The organism is Paenibacillus xinjiangensis, assembly GCF_059686975.1.
In genome coordinates, this window is sequence record NZ_JCAALS010000006.1 from 109,745 (window position 1) to 125,847 (window position 16,103).

At 44.8% G+C, this 16,103-nt stretch carries 16 protein-coding genes; 15 read left to right on the forward strand and 1 reads right to left on the reverse strand.

Annotated elements, in window-relative coordinates; genetic code table 11:
* Nucleotides 1-267: 267 nt before the first annotated feature.
* The 12 genes from AC6ESP_RS08175 (at nucleotide 268) to AC6ESP_RS08230 (ending at nucleotide 12,600) form a co-directional block, all read left to right on the forward strand.
* The gene (locus tag AC6ESP_RS08175) at nucleotides 268-1,578 is read left to right on the forward strand and encodes an MATE family efflux transporter (RefSeq protein WP_497096213.1); all 1,311 of its coding nucleotides are present in this window, start codon (nucleotides 268-270) and stop codon (nucleotides 1,576-1,578) included.
* Nucleotides 1,579-1,813: 235 nt separating this feature from the next.
* On the forward strand, nucleotides 1,814-3,361 hold the full coding sequence (nikA, locus tag AC6ESP_RS08180) for a nickel ABC transporter substrate-binding protein (protein ID WP_497096322.1): 1,548 nt from the start codon (nucleotides 1,814-1,816) through the stop codon (nucleotides 3,359-3,361).
* Between the two features lie 107 nt (nucleotides 3,362-3,468).
* On the forward strand, nucleotides 3,469-4,383 hold the full coding sequence (gene opp1B / locus AC6ESP_RS08185) for a nickel/cobalt ABC transporter permease (protein ID WP_497096214.1): 915 nt from the start codon (nucleotides 3,469-3,471) through the stop codon (nucleotides 4,381-4,383).
* 1 nt (nucleotide 4,384) lies between these two features.
* Nucleotides 4,385-5,275: a nickel/cobalt ABC transporter permease gene (opp1C, locus tag AC6ESP_RS08190; protein ID WP_497096215.1), complete on the forward strand. Its 891-nt coding sequence runs from the start codon at nucleotides 4,385-4,387 to the stop codon at nucleotides 5,273-5,275.
* On the forward strand, nucleotides 5,238-6,059 hold the full coding sequence (locus AC6ESP_RS08195) for an ABC transporter ATP-binding protein (protein ID WP_497096216.1): 822 nt from the start codon (nucleotides 5,238-5,240) through the stop codon (nucleotides 6,057-6,059). Before opp1C ends, AC6ESP_RS08195 begins: the two co-directional genes overlap by 38 nt.
* Nucleotides 6,050-6,802 carry an ABC transporter ATP-binding protein gene (locus AC6ESP_RS08200; protein WP_497096217.1) on the forward strand — a complete coding sequence of 251 codons (753 nt, stop codon included), beginning with the start codon at nucleotides 6,050-6,052 and terminating at the stop codon, nucleotides 6,800-6,802. Before AC6ESP_RS08195 ends, AC6ESP_RS08200 begins: the two co-directional genes overlap by 10 nt.
* Before the next feature lie 98 nt (nucleotides 6,803-6,900).
* A complete protein-coding gene (locus AC6ESP_RS08205) occupies nucleotides 6,901-7,314 on the forward strand; it encodes an Rrf2 family transcriptional regulator (protein ID WP_497096218.1) in 414 nt (137 codons plus the stop codon).
* Nucleotides 7,315-7,402: 88 nt separating this feature from the next.
* The gene (locus AC6ESP_RS08210; RefSeq protein ID WP_497096219.1) at nucleotides 7,403-8,272 is read left to right on the forward strand and encodes an SDR family oxidoreductase; all 870 of its coding nucleotides are present in this window, start codon (nucleotides 7,403-7,405) and stop codon (nucleotides 8,270-8,272) included.
* A gap of 215 nt (nucleotides 8,273-8,487) precedes the next feature.
* Nucleotides 8,488-8,928: a MarR family winged helix-turn-helix transcriptional regulator gene (locus AC6ESP_RS08215; RefSeq protein WP_497096220.1), complete on the forward strand. Its 441-nt coding sequence runs from the start codon at nucleotides 8,488-8,490 to the stop codon at nucleotides 8,926-8,928.
* 163 nt (nucleotides 8,929-9,091) lie between these two features.
* The gene (locus AC6ESP_RS08220; protein WP_497096221.1) at nucleotides 9,092-10,114 is read left to right on the forward strand and encodes an NADH:flavin oxidoreductase/NADH oxidase; all 1,023 of its coding nucleotides are present in this window, start codon (nucleotides 9,092-9,094) and stop codon (nucleotides 10,112-10,114) included.
* Nucleotides 10,115-10,206: 92 nt separating this feature from the next.
* Complete coding sequence (locus tag AC6ESP_RS08225) at nucleotides 10,207-10,851, forward strand: SDR family oxidoreductase (RefSeq protein ID WP_497096222.1); 645 nt, start codon at nucleotides 10,207-10,209, stop codon at nucleotides 10,849-10,851.
* A gap of 315 nt (nucleotides 10,852-11,166) precedes the next feature.
* Entirely contained in the window at nucleotides 11,167-12,600 is a 1,434-nt protein-coding gene (locus tag AC6ESP_RS08230; RefSeq protein WP_497096223.1) for a glycoside hydrolase family 28 protein, read from the forward strand.
* On the opposite strand, the gene AC6ESP_RS08235 is transcribed toward AC6ESP_RS08230, so the two are convergent.
* A complete protein-coding gene (locus AC6ESP_RS08235) occupies nucleotides 12,590-13,450 on the reverse strand; it encodes an AraC family transcriptional regulator (protein WP_497096224.1) in 861 nt (286 codons plus the stop codon). The two genes, AC6ESP_RS08230 and AC6ESP_RS08235, sit on opposite strands and share 11 nt — an antisense overlap.
* A gap of 77 nt (nucleotides 13,451-13,527) precedes the next feature.
* On the opposite strand from AC6ESP_RS08235, the gene AC6ESP_RS08240 reads away from it, so the two are divergent.
* The 3 genes from AC6ESP_RS08240 to AC6ESP_RS08250 all read left to right on the forward strand — a co-directional run bounded on the left by AC6ESP_RS08240 (nucleotide 13,528) and on the right by AC6ESP_RS08250 (nucleotide 16,099).
* Nucleotides 13,528-14,670, forward strand: coding sequence for a glycoside hydrolase family 88/105 protein (locus AC6ESP_RS08240; RefSeq protein ID WP_497096225.1), 1,143 nt, complete (start codon nucleotides 13,528-13,530; stop codon nucleotides 14,668-14,670).
* 126 nt (nucleotides 14,671-14,796) lie between these two features.
* Nucleotides 14,797-15,306 (forward strand): DUF4275 family protein, encoded by a 510-nt coding sequence (locus AC6ESP_RS08245; protein WP_497096226.1) that lies wholly within the window; start codon nucleotides 14,797-14,799, stop codon nucleotides 15,304-15,306.
* A 238-nt stretch (nucleotides 15,307-15,544) separates the two neighbouring features.
* Nucleotides 15,545-16,099: a TetR/AcrR family transcriptional regulator gene (locus tag AC6ESP_RS08250; RefSeq protein ID WP_497096227.1), complete on the forward strand. Its 555-nt coding sequence runs from the start codon at nucleotides 15,545-15,547 to the stop codon at nucleotides 16,097-16,099.
* The last annotated feature ends 4 nt before the right edge of the window (nucleotides 16,100-16,103 follow it).

Consider the following 16,103-nt stretch of genomic DNA (forward strand, 5'->3'; position numbering starts at 1 on the left):
AATTCACTTCCTCGTATGTCATCATTATGCCACCGTTATCCTCAACCGAGGAGGATCTCACGTACTTGGTGAATTCAGTAATAGAAGCATTCCAGCAGTAGTAGTTAGAAGTCGCTTAATGCGGCTTCTTTCTTATTTATAATGATAAAATAAATGTTGATGTTTTCTTGTAATATCCAAAATATTTCATTTACATATGCACAGCTTTTCATTATTATAAAGCGTAATGTTTTTGATTTAGAAAGGGATTTTAAGGAGGAACGTTTGTTGAATCACCGTACGTACTTGGCCTTAGCCATACCACTAACCATCTCCACTCTGACAACTCCGCTTCTTGGAGCAATTGACACAGCAATGGTAGGGAGGCTCGATAGTCCGGTCCATATTGGCGGTGTCGCTATTGCAACCATCATTTTTAATACGATGTATTGGTTATTTGGATTTCTTCGCGTAAGCACTTCAGCTTTTGCAGCTCAGGCATCAGGCGCGAATGATGAATATCAGAGCATCATGGCCTTAGTGCGTCCTTTTATGATAGCTGTTTCACTAGGATTAATCTTTGTCGCAATACAGAATCCCATTATACAAGTAGCCATGCATTTCTTTAATCCCAGCATGGAAGTAGAGGCAGCTGCCCGTGAATATTATGGCATTCGTATTTGGGGCGCTCCGTTTACGCTGGTGAATTACGTTATTCTCGGTTGGATGATGGGCAAGTCCATGATTAGAGTCACGTTGTTTCTACAGATTTTAATGAATATAATTAACATTGTCTTGTCGCTATTATTCGTATTAACATTCGAATGGGGAGTAGCTGGCGTCGCTTATTCCACTCTACTTGCCGAAGGTATTGCCTTTTTTATTGGGATAATAATTGTTGGAAAATCGGTCCCTTGGAGTAGACATTCCCTTACTCTCAACAAAATCCTTGACCCTGTGTCCATTAAAAGCATGATGTCGATGAATCGGGATTTATTGATACGTACGATCTGTCTGTTGACCGTATTTAATTTATTTACTGCACAGGGAGCATTATTAGGGACTGAAATGTTAGCTGCTAATGCTGTTCTTATTCAAATTCATTATATAATGGCGTATTTCTTCGATGGCTTCGCCAACGCTTCCAGTATACTGACTGGAAGAGCAATTGGGGCTAAGGATAATGGGTTATATCGAGCAACGATCTCACTGTCTACGCAGTGGTCGATCTATACCTCTATTATTCTTGCTCTAGCTTACTATGTTAACAAGGAAAGGATACTTCATGCCTTCACGAATATTCCAAGTGTATTGGAGCTATCAGCCCAGTATAGCAATTGGGTGGTGTTGTTCCCGCTGACAGCCAGCTTTGGACTCGTGTTCTATGGCGTTTTCACGGGCGCAGCAGCAGCAGGCTTTGTAAGAAATTCGATGATTATTTCTCTTGTATGCTTTTTTTGTGTGCAAGCGACTGCCATTCCGTCACTCGGCAATCATGGACTATGGTTAGCATTCATCGTATTTAGTCTGGGAAGATCCTTGTTCCTGCTTGTTTACTTGCCCCGTCTGAATCGAAGCCTTATGCCGAGCTGGGCATAGATATTAGTCAAGCATCTAATAGAATGCTGCATGTGACCATTGTAAATAGGGTATTGTCATGTGCAGCATTGTGTGGTACGATTCAAATCGTAATTATTATGATTAACAACCGTAATCATTACGATTAGATAACTGCATATCACTCTTTATACATCACAACGACATTGAACACAAAGGAAGGTATGAAATGAATAATTTTCGATTGAAGCTTATGATGGCTGTACTTATTTTTACAATGGTATTACTCACGGCGTGCGCAAGCTCTGGTACAAGCGATTCGATTAAGACGAACGATGAATTAGTATTTGCAAGCACGAAGGATATTAGAGATATTAATCCTCACCTATATGCAGGTGAAATGCCTGCACAGAATATAGTGTTCGAATCACTGGTCATTAACACACCTGAAGGAATTAAGCCTGCTCTAGCAGAGAGCTGGGATATATCAGAGGATGGCACAATCTATACCTTTCATTTGCGGCAGGGCGTGAAGTTCACTGACGGAGAACCATTCAATGCCGATGCAGTGAAGAAGAACGTAGATGCTGTAGTCGAGAATATAGAGAAAAACGCTTGGCTGAACCTCGTGGCAGAAATCAAGTCAACGGAGGTTATCGATGAACATACGTTCCAATTGGAGCTGAAGAACCCCTATTATCCAACACTTGAGGAGCTGGGGCTTACTCGTCCATTCCGATTCATCTCACCGAAGAGCTTCATCGAAGGAACGACTGCGAATGGTGTGAATGGCTATGCTGGAACTGGTCCTTATATTCTAACGGAGCATAAGCTTAATCAATATGCAGTGTTTGAAATTAATGAAGGTTATTGGGGCGACAAACCGAAGATTAAATCCATCAAATGGAAGGTCATGCCTGATCATCAGACCATTCTTCTTGCATTAGAAAAGGGAGAAGTTGACCTCTTGTTCGGTTCGGACGGAGATATGATTGATAGCGATTCGTTCAAGGCTCTGACAGAGAAGGGGTCTTACACAACGGTGATAAGTCATCCAGTAGGCTCACGGGCCATCGTATTGAATACCAATCGATCTGCCACGAAAGATCCTCTCGTACGCGAAGCTTTTATGTATGCGATCAACAAAGGCATGATTGCAGATGGCATCATGAATGGCACTGAGAAAGTAGCTGACACGTTGTTGTCTCCCTCAATTCCGTATGCTGATGCAGGCTTAACTGGTATTCCATATCATGCGGATAAGGCAGGAGAGCTGCTGTCACAAGCTGGCTGGGAGCTTGGAGCTGATGGCTATCGCTATAAGGATGGTCTCAAGCTTGAAGTTACGATCTACTATAACTCTGATAATGCACAGGAACGAACGATTAGTGAGTCCATGCAAAACGATTTGAAGCTCGTTGGTGCCGCTCTGAACATTGTGGGAGAAGAAAAACAAGCTTATTTTGATCGTCAAAAGACTGGTGAATTCGATTTGATGTATTCCCTTTCCTGGGGGCTGCCTTATGATCCTCAAACCTATGTGTCTTCCTGGAGAGTTCCTTCCCATGCGGACTATCAAGCTCAGTTAGGTCTTGAGAAGAAGGCATGGCTCGATCAGACGATAACAGAGCTCATGGTCGAACAAAGCGAGGAGCAGCGCATAGAGATGTACAAGCAGATTCTTACCTATATTCATGAAGAGAATGTCTATATTCCGCTTACTTACTCTGTAACAAAAGCTGTTCATAGCAAAGAACTGCAGGGAGTGGACTTTAACGTCTCGCAATATGAAATTCCATTTGAGAACATGTATTTCGAAGAGTAAATAAACAGTAAGCCTCGTTTGTCACGCTTGGATACGAGAAGCGGGCAGCGAGGTTTTTCATTTAGATGTTAGAAAGATGAGGTGCATCGGCATTGGGGAAATATGTGATGAAGCGAGTATTTGCGATCATTCCCATCTTAATTGGCATATCGTTCTTGGCCTTCCTATTAATCAATCTTAGAACGAGTGACCCAGCTGAAATCGCTCTAAGGGTGAATCAAGTTACGCCAACAGCTGAAATGATTGAATCGATGAGAATGACGCTTGGCCTCGATAAGCCATTCTTGGAGAGATACTTCATCTGGATCGGTAACAGCATACAAGGGGATTTCGGGATGAGCTATGTTACAAAGCAGCCTGTCAGCGAGCAGATAGCATTGGCACTGCCTGCTACTCTGAAGCTGGCTGCCGTGTCGCTGGTTATTATTATGGTTGTGAGCACAGTTATCGGTGTGTTAAGCGCGATGTATGAGGATAGCCTATTGGATCGCATCATGCGACTGTTCGTTTTTATCGGAACTTCTATGCCCAGCTTCTGGATCGGAATCTTGCTGATATGGTTGTTCGCTGTGCGGCTCAATTGGTTCCCAACGAGTGGAATGGAGGGGGCAAGCTCAGTCCTGCTGCCTGCATTGACACTTTCTCTCGTGTTTATTGCGACGTATGTCAGACTGATTCGCAACAATATGATTAAGAATAAGAACGAGAATTATGTCTTATATGCCAGAATTAGAGGGCTGAAGGAACGAACGATAGTGTGGAAAGTGTTCCGCAATTCCTTGCAGATCTCCATTACTGCACTTGGAATGTCCATTCCTAAGCTCATAGCTGGAACGGTAGTTGTAGAAAATATATTCGCATGGCCCGGGATAGGCCGCTTATGTGTCACCGCTATATTTAACTCGGACTTTCCGATTATTCAAGCCTATATTTTAATTATGGGTGCCATGTTCGTCATCTTCAATCTGTTGGTTGATCTCGCCAATTCGGCAATGGATCCTCGCTTGAGAAAGGAAAGTTAACATGAATGTATGGAAGCGCCTAGTCTCAGATAAAGTAGCCGTGCTATGTATGAGTTTCATTGGACTAGTTATTATGGCAGGACTTGCTGCTCCGTGGCTTGCACCACATGATCCTACCGCAGTAAATATTGTGGAGAAATATGCACGATTCAGCCAAACCTATCCGCTCGGTACGGATCAATTAGGGAGATGTGTACTCTCTAGACTCTTGTATGGCGTTCGGACAACCATTCTATATGCAATTGCAACGACCATCATTACGATTACAATAGGAACTATTCTGGGGTTGCTTGCTGGATTCTTCCGCGGCAAGGTGGATGAGGTCATCATGCGGGCTTGCGATATGATGTTATCCTTTCCAGCAGAAGTTATGATCCTTGCTATTGTAGGTATTCTGGGTCCAGGTTTATTGAACGTAGTTATCGCCAACATCATGGCCAAATGGGCCTGGTATACGCGGATGATCCGCTCGGTTGTCATCCAATATACAGATAAGAACTATATTCGATTCGCCAAGGTATCCGGCTGCAGCACGGGTCATATCATGCGCAAGCATCTATTAACAGGGGTGTCAGGAGAGGTTTCGGTATTCGCTACTCTAGACACAGGTTGGGTGATCCTGAACATATCCGCATTATCCTTCCTTGGACTAGGCGTACAGGCTCCTACACCTGAATGGGGAATGATGCTCGGTGATGCGAAGAACGTCATGATTACCCATCCAACGCAAATGCTTGCGCCAGGTATTGCCATATTGCTCGTTGTAGCTGCCTTTAATTTCTTAGGCGACAGCTTGCATTCCGCTATGAATCCGAAGACCTATCGCAAGAAAAGAAGGAAAGGGGATCGTGTCCATGTCTTTACTCGAAATAAAAAAGCTTTCAGTGAATGATTCCCGAACGAATCTGCAGCTTGTGAAAGAGCTCAGCTTCACCCTTCGCGAGAACTCGTGTCTCGGAATTGTCGGGGAAAGCGGGAGTGGCAAATCGATGACGACAAGAGCCATTCTAGGTCTTGTCTCTCCTTTGCTTCAAGTAACAGGAGAGGCTAATTATCAAGGAATCAATCTGCTGAAGCAGCCGGGCCATGCTCTAAGGAAAATCCGCGGACAAAAAATATGTATGATTGTGCAGGATGCGATGACAGCCTTCAACCCGCTAGATACGATTGGACAACAAATGATAGAGACATTTCGTGAAAATATGGGAATTAACAAAGCAGAGGCAAAGAAGCTGTCCGTTACAGCTCTGCACCGTGTGCATTTGCATCAACCCGAACAGGTGATGGCTAAGTATCCGCATCAATTATCCGGCGGTATGCTGCAGAGAGTGATGATTGCAATTACGATCATGCTAGAGCCTGATATTATTATCGCAGATGAACCAACCACCGCGCTTGATTCCATTAATCAACGGGCGATTGTCGAGCAATTCAAGCTGCTTCGTACCGTTATGGGCGTGTCCATCATTTTCATCTCGCATGACTTAGGTGTTGTCCAATATTTGGCCGATGACTTGATCGTTATGAAAGATGGGGAATGCGTAGAAGCAGGTGAAGCTGCAGCAATATTCTCTAACCCACAGCATGAATATACCCGTTATTTAATTGATACTCGAATGACGTTGTCTGAGCCTTTTCACAAGTCTATGGAAGCGGAAGTGAGTGAATGTTCGTAGAGGTTAACGATCTATCCAAAAGCTATAGCAAGGGGTTCTTGAAAAAACAGAATACGGCTATTCTGAAAGGCATTCAGTTTCATATTCACAGAGGGGAATGTCTTGGCTTGATTGGCGAAAGCGGCAGCGGTAAAAGTACATTAAGCCGAATGATTCTAGGGCTGGAGCAGCCGACATCCGGCGAGGTAAGAGTGGGAGGTCTTCCAGTCACGCAGTGGATGAATGAGAATAAGGGGAAGATGAGCGTAGTCTTTCAAGACTACACAACCTCTGTGAACCCTAACTTCACTATAGAGAGCATTATTGCTGAACCTATGATTGCGCTGCAAAATAGAAGCGACTATAAGAAACGAATCGCGGATTTGCTGGATAAAGTGGGGCTGCCTCAAGCTGTGATCCGTAAATATCCGCATGAGCTAAGCGGAGGGCAGCTGCAGCGTGTATGCATCGCTCGTGCTATCTCTACGAATCCAGAGTTTATCGTGCTGGATGAAGCGATCAGCTCACTAGATGTTTCCGTGCAGGCACAAATTTTAGATTTGCTGCAATCTCTTCAGAGAGAGATGAACATGACTTATTTGTTTGTTGCCCATGATCTACAAGCTGTAGCAAAATTATGCGATCGTATTGTGTTTCTCAATGATGGACATATCATCGAGGAGCTTGCGAGCGACAGGTTATACGAGGCGAGAAGTGAGTATGCGACTAAATTGCTGCAGTCTGTTATTCCTTTCAAGGGATAGTTGGTGGTAACAGAGGGATTGATTCTGATCCTCTCAATTAAATGGCGTTGACATCTTCTCTCGTAGTAACTATACTGGTTACATCGGTGGTGATAATCTTGAAGCAAATAAGCACACGCTTTTCTATGGCTGTTCATACCCTTTCCTTAATAGCTATTTGTACAGAGGAAGTTACTGGTGATTTTATAGCGGGCAGCGTGAATACGAATCCGGTAGTGATCCGAAGATTAATGGGGATGCTGAAAAAAGCAGGGTTAGTGGATGTACGTCCTGGAGTAGGAGGAGCTTTTTTACTCAAATCACCTGATGATATTACTCTGCTTGATATTTATCGCGCAGTCAATGTCATTGAAGACAACCAATTATTTGGTGTCCACGAAGATTCTAATGTGCGATGCATAGTCGGACAGAGTATAGAGAGTGTTCTCCAGTCCGAATTGAGTGAAGCTCAGTCCGCCATGGAGCAGAGGCTGGCACAGACGACTTTAAGTCAGCTAACTGCAAAGTTCTAATAATGAGAGCTCGATAAGAGCTTTTATTTTATAGCATCGTTGTAACCATAATGGTTATGACAAAAAAACAATTTGGAGGTCATTTAACATGAAACTATTAGTGACAGGTGCAACTGGACAATTGGGAGCAAAAGTAATCGAAGCGTTATTGAAAACTGTACCAGCAAGTCAATTGGCTGTCAGTGTCCGCAGCCCTGAGAAAGCAGAAGGATTGAAGGCTCAAGGTGTAGAAGTTCGTCATGGTGACTTCGATCGTCCCGATACCTTGGATTCTGCCTTCGCAGGCATCGATCGACTGTTGATTATTTCGGCTGATGGGGACAATGATACGAGAATTAGACAGCATACGAACGCAGTAGAAGCAGCTCAAAGAGCGAACGTGGGATTCATTGCCTATACCAGTGCAACTAATGCGCAAGAAAGCTCGCTATTCCTAGCTGTTGTACACCGTGCTACGGAAAAAGCGATTGTGAAGACGGGTATTCCTTATTCTTTCTTACGTAACAACTGGTATTTAGAGAATGAGGTTGGCAATATTCAAGGTGCGATTGCTGGACAGCCATGGTTAACCTCAGCTGGCTCAGGCAGAGCAGGCTGGGCTCTTCGACAAGAATACGCGGAGGCAGCTGCAGCTGTACTCGTCGGTAATGGACATGAGAATACGGTCTACGAGCTTGGAGGAAAGCTTCTAACGCAAGAGGAAATCGTAGCTGCCGTTGTATCGGTAATTGGTAAAGAAGTGCCTGTTGTACAAGTCGATGATGTTAAATTTGCTGAAATTATGGCAGAAGCGGGTGTACCTGATTTCGTAATCCCCATTCTTGTAGCTATCCAGAGCGGAATCAGAGAGGGTGCCCTGGAAATCGAAAGTAATGATTTGGAGAAGCTGCTGGGTCGTCCAGTAACTCCTATCCAAGATGCTTTGAAACAAGTGGTTAGCGGAATCTCCCAGAATTAATTCACAGCAAGCGGAGCTTATAATGGTGAGAAGACAATTCTGATCTAATCTCTTATCTACTTCAAGAACCCAGCCCATTAGTGGTTGGGTTTTTGCTTTAATCATGTACATGATAGCTATAAGGTAAACGGTATGATATTCTTAACACAAAGAAGAACAGATGAGTAAGAACCGCCGAATGGCCCTATATTCTGAATTAGAGCAGGTGAAGCTTGATGAATACCAACACCAATAATGAACTTTTAGATAATTGGCTTTCATTTACGAACATACAAGCCAGCTTCAATAACAAGCTAGAGAGCGCATTGCAGGAGAACTACAGCTTATCGTTAAAAGAATTTTATGTCCTCTATTTTTTGTCGCAAACGAGCAATAAGCAGTTAAGATTGCAGCAGCTGCAAGAGCTGGTCGGTCTAAGCCAGAGCGCCATATCGCGGCTGGTCGTTAGAATGGAAGCCCATAACTGTGGAGCTTTGGAGAGACATGTATGTGAAGATGATCGAAGAGGAGTCTACACAGGTTTAACGGAATATGGAGAGCAGAAGCTGGAGAAAGCTATGCTTACATTCAATGAAATTTTCCAAGAAGCCTTTGGAAACGATGGGCTTCAACAAGAGATGCAAACCCTGATTAAGAAATGCAATGAAGTGGAATAGTAATGCAATAGGATTGAATCATTGCCCGGAGGCTACTCCGGGTTTTTTGGTTTTTTCTAATCTAATTGCGCTACCTTCGTTCAGTTGACATCGACAAATTAAATATGCTATTGTAATTGCATGCGCATGCATATAAATATGGTTAAGAAGGAGTTTTTATATAATGAAGGATCTATTTAGCCCTTATAAGCACAAAGGTATGGAGCTTAAGAATCGAGTTGTCATGGCACCTATGTGCCAATATTCGGTGGATTTGAAGGACGGAGTCGCGACTGATTGGCATTATTTGCATTATGTTAGCCGTGCGATTGGTGGGGCTGGCTTGATTATCATCGAAATGACAGACGTAGAGCCGGATGGTCGGATCTCTGATTTCGATCTTGGTCTCTGGTCGGATGAGCAGATTCCTGCTCTGAAGAAAATCGTAGACGCGTGCCACAGCTATGGTGCCAAAGTAGGCATCCAAATTGCTCATGCCGGACGTAAAGCGGAAGATGCAGAAGTGCCGGTCGCTCCGTCCGCAATCCCATTCGATGAGAAATCCAAAATGCCGCGAGCACTCACAACAACAGAAGTGAAGGAGATCGTAGAGAAATTCCGCAGCAGCGTAGCTCGTGCTGTCCAAGCAGGAGTTGATACGATTGAGCTTCATGGTGCACATGGCTACCTGATCCATCAATTCCATTCCCCGTTAACGAATAAGCGGGAGGATGAATATGGCCAAGACCTTACCCTATTCGGCAAGGAAATTATAGCAGCAGCTAAAGCCGTAATGCCTGAAGACATGCCGCTAATCATGCGCATCTCGGCCAAGGAATACGTGGAAGGCGGATATGGGATCAAGGAAAGCACAGAATTTGCCAAAGAATATCAAAAAGCTGGCGTCGATATGTTCGATATTTCTTCAGGTGGTGAGGGACCTATTGCCGCATGGGGAAGACCTGGTACGCATGCAGCCTATCAAGTGCCGTTAGCTAGAGAAATTAAACAATCACTGGACATCCCCGTTATTGCGGTGGGGAGACTTGATGATCCTACGCTGGCCAATGCTGTGGTCGGGAATGAGGAAGCTGATCTAGTGGCGATAGGAAGAGGTTTACTAAGAAATCCATACTGGTCCTTGGAGGCTGCAGCTAAGCTCAATAAAGAAACAGCAGTACCAAGACAATACACATCAGGATTCTAATGTGGACGAGAACCTCCGAGTTATTCCTTGGTGATTGGATAATGTTATAAGCATGAGGAACAATAAAGTCGTTATTGGAGGAGTGTCATCTAATGAAGGTTCTTGTAGTTGGAGCTAATGGGCAAATCGGACAACACCTCATAGATGCATTAAGTAAAAGCACCGAGCACGAAGTCATTGCAATGGTACGCAAAAAAGAACAAATAGCTGCTTATCATGAGCTCGGCATTGCAACGGTTGTTGCAGACCTAGAAGGTACAGTAGATGAGATTGCTTCAGCTGCTGCAGGCTGCGACGCTATCGTCTTTACCGCTGGCTCTGGTGGAAGTACAGGGCTTGATAAGACCCTTCTTATCGATCTTGATGGTGCTTGTAAAACGATAGAAGCTGCTGAGAAAATGGGCATTAACAGGTTCATCATGGTTAGTGCGATCCAAGCGAATCACCGAGAGAATTGGCATGATTCGATCAAGCCGTATTATGCCGCTAAGCATTATGCTGATAAAATGCTGGAACATAGTACGTTAACCTACACCATTATTCGCCCAGGGACGCTATTAAATGAACCAGGGACGGGCAGGGTCACTGCAGCTGACCATATCGTCAATGGGTCTATCCCACGTGAAGATGTAGCCCATGCGATTATGCTTGCACTGAATGAGAAACACACGTTCAAGCGTTCATTTGATCTTGTATCGGGTCATGATCCGATTCCTGAGGCATTGCAATCGTTATAAGCTGTAAATATAAGTTGAAGTAAAAAGGCAGCGCTTCTAGCGTCTGCCTTTTTTGCGCATTGCTGTAGGAGGGAGGCAGCCGGATGAAAAAGCAGCTTATGTGAACAAGAATGTATAAAAAATATAAAAATAAGCAAGGATTTCTCAATTAAATAATGTTTCCTTGAACTATAATGGGATCAATATTGAACAGAGGGAGGCAGTGAACTTTCCGAAATCCTATCTTCCAGACTTTTATCCTGACCTCCCCGCTATAAGCATAACTATACCGAATTCGATTGGTTCAGCAAGGATTAGATAACAGAAGGAGATCTGATGAAACAAATGTACAATAGCGATTATCCCATTCCTGTTACACCGGTGATACCTGACCGAACGTTCCATCTGTTAACGTATGGCGATCGTCCCAATCCTCTAGAGCTATGCACTGAATTATTTCAACAGGCTATAGATACCTGCTCAGCAGCTGGTGGAGGACGACTTATCATTCCACCGGGCGTATGGAGGACTGGACCTTGGAGCTTGCGGAGCCGCATGGAGATTCATGCCGAGGAAGGCGCACTCATTTTATTTGAGCCCAAGTCAGAGCTCTACCCACTTCTCTGGTCGCACTTCGAGGGCAGTAGTGCCGTTCGTTGTCAGGCTCCTCTAGATGGTGAGGAGCTGGAGGATATCGCATTGACCGGCCAAGGGATTTATGACGGTGGCGGGAATGGCTGGCGACCGGTCAAACGCAACAAGCTGACAGAAGCCCAGTGGCAGCAATTGGTACGCTCCGGCGGTGTTACGAGCAACTCCGAGGATCTATGGTGGCCATCTGCGGAAGCGATGCATGGCGAAGAGATTGTTCGCTCTCTGCACGAGCAAAAGGATGCGGAGGCTGATGATTATTTGCCGGCAAGAGCTTATTTGCGGCCAGCGCTGCTCAGCTTGCGCGGCTGCAAGCGAGTGCTGTTAGAAGGCTTAACCTTCCAGAACTCCCCCGCTTGGTGCTTGCATCTTCAGAACTGCGAGCAGATTACCGCTGCCCATCTGAACGTCCGTAATCCTTGGCATGCTCAGAACGGAGATGGAATCGATCTTGAATCCTGCCGGCATGCACGGATTGAGCATTGCACGTTCGATGTAGGGGACGATGCGATCTGTTTGAAATCTGGGAAGAATGAGGAAGGGCGGAGACGAGCACTAGCATGTGAGTATGTTACCGTTCGGAATTGCGTGGTGTATCACGGTCATGGCGGTGTTGTTATTGGGAGTGAAATGTCCGGCGGCGTCAGGGCAGTTCGTGTGTCGGACTGTCAGCTCATGAACACAGACATAGGCCTTCGCTTCAAAAGCGCCCGCGGTCGCGGCGGCGTAGTAGAGGATATTGTGATGGAACGGATCTATATGTCCGCTATTGCCCAAGAAGCAGTATCCTTTAATCTCTTTTACACAGGGATTGAAGGCTCCGGGGAGTTCAGTGAACAGTTCTATGAAGCAACGGAGGAAACTCCGATATTCAGAAATATAACGCTGCGGGATCTCACTTGTGTAGGTGGAGAGACGGCTCTTCTAGTGAATGGATTGCCGGAGATGCCGCTGACTGAATTGACTGTAGAAGGGTATTACGCAGAGACTAAGAAGGGAATTATTGCACATTATGCCGATGGACTGAGGCTGGAGCAGCTGAATTTGCGTACGACTATTCTTCCTGAGATTCAGCTGCATCACTGTACAAGGTATATTCCGGAACATCCTACCAGTTAGAAGGTTCCGTTCTGGCTTGCTTTCGATATTGAAGGGGCGTCAGACCGGTCACTTTTTTGAACGTTTTGTTGAAATGGGACAGATGCTCAAAACCGACATCGAACGCAATTTCCTGAATTTTGGTGCGAGATTGTGCCAGCATAAGCTGCGCTTCGCGAACACGGATATGAATGATATATTCGCGAAAATGAAATCCGGTAAGCTTATGGAAAATACGGCTTAAATAAGAAGTGCTCAAGAAATAGCGCTTGGCCATTTCCTCTAATGTTAATGATTCAGCATAGTGATCGCGGATATAAGTCGCAATCTCCGATACTTTGTTGTGCAGGGAATGGCGAGGTAGTAAGGCTGCTTCGACCTGCTCGGATCGACCGAGTACAACGATAAGCTCAGTGAGCAGCGAAAGGCAGCTTGGTACAAAATAGGGCTTAGCTTGGCGGCACTCCTCTACTATTCTGCTCATGATACGTTCAGCTTCTCCCTGCTCGCGGAGAGAGAGAGGAAAGACGCGAAATCGCTGACTGCAAGGCAGCAGCTCGATAGATTGGAGGGCAGGGAGCAGGATAGAAGGGTCATAGTTAATAAGAATACGTTCAAATTCCGCTACTTCGGAGCTTGCCGTAGCATGTAATTCATGCTCTGCGATCATGATAAGCTCTCCTTTGTGAACGGTTACAACTTGACCATCCACGAAGTAGACGCGTTCGCCATCGAGCAGATAATAGAGCTCAATAGAGGAATGGCTATGCGGCCGTGGCATTGCGGTTGCCCCCTGGCGTTTCATATGCTGAATGCTCAGCTTGCCGTTATCCAAATCATATTTTGGGGAAGAAGTTTCAGTCGCTGCCATAGTCATTCCTCCATGTCCACAGATATTCAATAGTATAAATAAACTTGTTCAGATTGGAAAGGAGTATCACAATGTTCATGAACGAATCCTCAATTGAGCCAGCAGATTACCAGCCACTACAGTGGTCTCATAGGATAGCCGATACCATCATGAGTCAATGCAGGGAGGATGGTCTTCATCCTTATCCGTTGGAACGGTGGGCTTATGTACCAGGTATGCTGCTCATGGCAATGGGTAGAGCGGGCAAGCAATTGCACAATACGAGCTATACTGCCTTTATGCAGCGCCATATGAATGGTTATATCACGGAGAACGGGATGATTAACACCTATTCCCTTGAAGAATACAACCTCGATCAGATTAATCAAGGCAAAAATCTGTTCATGCTGCTGGAGAGCACGGGCGATGAACGCTTTGTCCAGGCAGCTCACCTATTGGCTGCCCAGCTCACAAGTCACCCACGCACCTCGGAAGGCGGGTTCTGGCACAAAAAAATATATCCATACCAAATGTGGCTGGATGGATTGTATATGTCATCACCCTTTATGGCAGAATATGCCAAGGTTTGTGATCAGCCAGCGTTCTTTGATGAGGCTGCGCATCAGCTCCTGCTTATTGAACGGAAAACGCGCGATAAACGCACTGGCCTGTTGTATCACGGATGGGATGAATCAGGGGAGCAGGAATGGGCCGATTCCGTAACTGGACAGTCTCCGCACTTTTGGAGCCGGGCTATGGGATGGTATGCTATGGCGCTTGTTGACAGCCTTGAGCATTTCCCCATTACCCATCGGAGCAGAGGGACGATTATAGGTATATTCGAGCGTATGTGCCACGCTTTGGTTCGCGTACAAGATCCATCAAGTGGCTTGTGGCATCAAGTGCTCGATCAAGGTGGCCGCAAAGGGAACTACTTAGAAGCTTCTGGCTCCATTATGTTTGTATACGCTATGGCCAAGGGACTCCGGCTTGGGTACCTGAGCTCAGGATTCCGAGCAGTCATGAAACAAGGCTACAATGGTATAATAAGTCATTTGGTCACGGAGGATGACAACGGTGTTCATCTTCATCAGATTTGCCATGGAGCTGGGTTAAGCATAGACCGCAATGGATCGTTTGACTATTACATCTCTGAAGCCGTCGTATCAGACCATTATATGGGCATAGGTCCATTATTGCTTGCCTCTCTAGAAGTGGAAAGGCTGAGTCGTCTTCAATAACTTCTATAATCCAAGAAGAAGCAGCTGCCAAGGCAGTTGCTCCTTCTTTATTGAGGGAAGTGCAACCTATATTCTCCATTTGCGTTAGAGAAAGAGAACGATATTCGGGACAAATAGAGGTGACACATGAACTACAGACAAGAAATTAATCAAATGATTGATAGTTTGCCGGATGAGGAATTAAATCATGTTTATTGGTCTATTGAGTTTATTCGCCAGAAGTATCTTTTTCGAAAAAATCTAGAAGAAAAGGGGGTAGTTGTAACAGAGGGATTCGGTGAGGAAGCACTAATCATCAGAGAGCAGTGGGATCAAGCCTTCGCTAATAACATTAGCAACGAGACAAGAGAGACAATCGCATATAGTCAATTTAAGTGGCATATTTTCAGCTATGAGAGACAACCTTGCTTAAGAAATGAAGCAGCAAGAGAGGCATTCGATGCTGAGGCTAAGCATGAGATGTATGTGATGTATCAGAATTCTCCTGAAATCGTGTTTGTGTACAGTAATGCTAATGCTTTAGTCGCCGCTGATTTCGATTATGAACAAGATATATATTTATTCGACAAGAATCTCACGTGGACGTATGTACATACTCACGAATCGATGTGTGGACCCTATTTCTATAGAAGCTAACTAGGCTTGGAACGTTAGATGGTTGTAGGGAGAAATGTTACGGAGTTTTCATTCTATGTGGATGCGCAGCAAATCCTTTGTATTTTTAAAAACAAACAACCTAGACAGCGCGCATCGGTATTTAACCGGTGCGCGCTGTTTTTTTAAAAATTCACAGTATCAAACATTTGTTGAAGATTTCCTGATTTTAGGTTATTATTTTTCTAAACGATACCGTACAGAAAAGAAGGATAAATAGATGCCGAAAATTATCGTTACACAAGAGGAATGGATTCAAAAAGGGCTGGAGGTATTCGCACAAAACGGTGTAGATGGCTTAGTCATCGAGAAAATGGCGTCGGCGTTAGGCTGCAGCAAAAGCAGCTTTTACTGGTATTTCACGAATCGCAATGAGTTTGTGGAACGCTTGATTGAGCGTTGGAGGGAATTATCAACCCAAGAGGTGATCAGGCTCTCGTCTATTCCTGATAACCCGAAGGATCAAATAAGTAATATGCTGATACAGATGTTCTCCGCAACAGAGAATGGGGATTTTTTATTTTACTTCAGGAAGCTCGGCACCCAATCACCATCTTATCAGGCCATGCTTGAAACGATCGAGCAGCAGAGGATCCATTATGCACAAGAGCTCTTCAAGAAGGCAGGTATGGACACGGAAGCTGCTAAGCATAGATCACTCCTCTTATATCATTATTACTTAGGGTGGTATGAACGGAATAAGCATCATCCCGTTAGTGAAGAAGAACTTCAAGATCATGTGTCTATGCTGCGGCAACAGTTATTAGGAATCTAAGGGG

Excerpts from the sequence above, each read along its gene's own strand:
- AC6ESP_RS08220 (WP_497096221.1), top strand. The coding sequence starts at position 9,092 with ATGAAGGATCTATTTAGCCCTTATAAGCACAAAGGTATGGAGCTTAAG.
- AC6ESP_RS08210 (WP_497096219.1), top strand. The coding sequence starts at position 7,403 with ATGAAACTATTAGTGACAGGTGCAACTGGACAATTGGGAGCAAAAGTA.
- AC6ESP_RS08225 (WP_497096222.1), top strand. The coding sequence starts at position 10,207 with ATGAAGGTTCTTGTAGTTGGAGCTAATGGGCAAATCGGACAACACCTC.
- AC6ESP_RS08250 (WP_497096227.1), top strand. The coding sequence starts at position 15,545 with ATGCCGAAAATTATCGTTACACAAGAGGAATGGATTCAAAAAGGGCTG.
- opp1B (WP_497096214.1), top strand. The coding sequence starts at position 3,469 with ATGAAGCGAGTATTTGCGATCATTCCCATCTTAATTGGCATATCGTTC.
- AC6ESP_RS08200 (WP_497096217.1), top strand. The coding sequence starts at position 6,050 with ATGTTCGTAGAGGTTAACGATCTATCCAAAAGCTATAGCAAGGGGTTC.
- opp1C (WP_497096215.1), top strand. The coding sequence starts at position 4,385 with ATGAATGTATGGAAGCGCCTAGTCTCAGATAAAGTAGCCGTGCTATGT.
- AC6ESP_RS08245 (WP_497096226.1), top strand. The coding sequence starts at position 14,797 with ATGAACTACAGACAAGAAATTAATCAAATGATTGATAGTTTGCCGGAT.
- AC6ESP_RS08195 (WP_497096216.1), top strand. The coding sequence starts at position 5,238 with ATGTCTTTACTCGAAATAAAAAAGCTTTCAGTGAATGATTCCCGAACG.
- AC6ESP_RS08215 (WP_497096220.1), top strand. The coding sequence starts at position 8,488 with ATGAATACCAACACCAATAATGAACTTTTAGATAATTGGCTTTCATTT.
- AC6ESP_RS08235 (WP_497096224.1), bottom strand. The coding sequence starts at position 13,450 with ATGGCAGCGACTGAAACTTCTTCCCCAAAATATGATTTGGATAACGGC.
- AC6ESP_RS08230 (WP_497096223.1), top strand. The coding sequence starts at position 11,167 with ATGAAACAAATGTACAATAGCGATTATCCCATTCCTGTTACACCGGTG.
- AC6ESP_RS08240 (WP_497096225.1), top strand. The coding sequence starts at position 13,528 with ATGAACGAATCCTCAATTGAGCCAGCAGATTACCAGCCACTACAGTGG.
- nikA (WP_497096322.1), top strand. The coding sequence starts at position 1,814 with ATGGTATTACTCACGGCGTGCGCAAGCTCTGGTACAAGCGATTCGATT.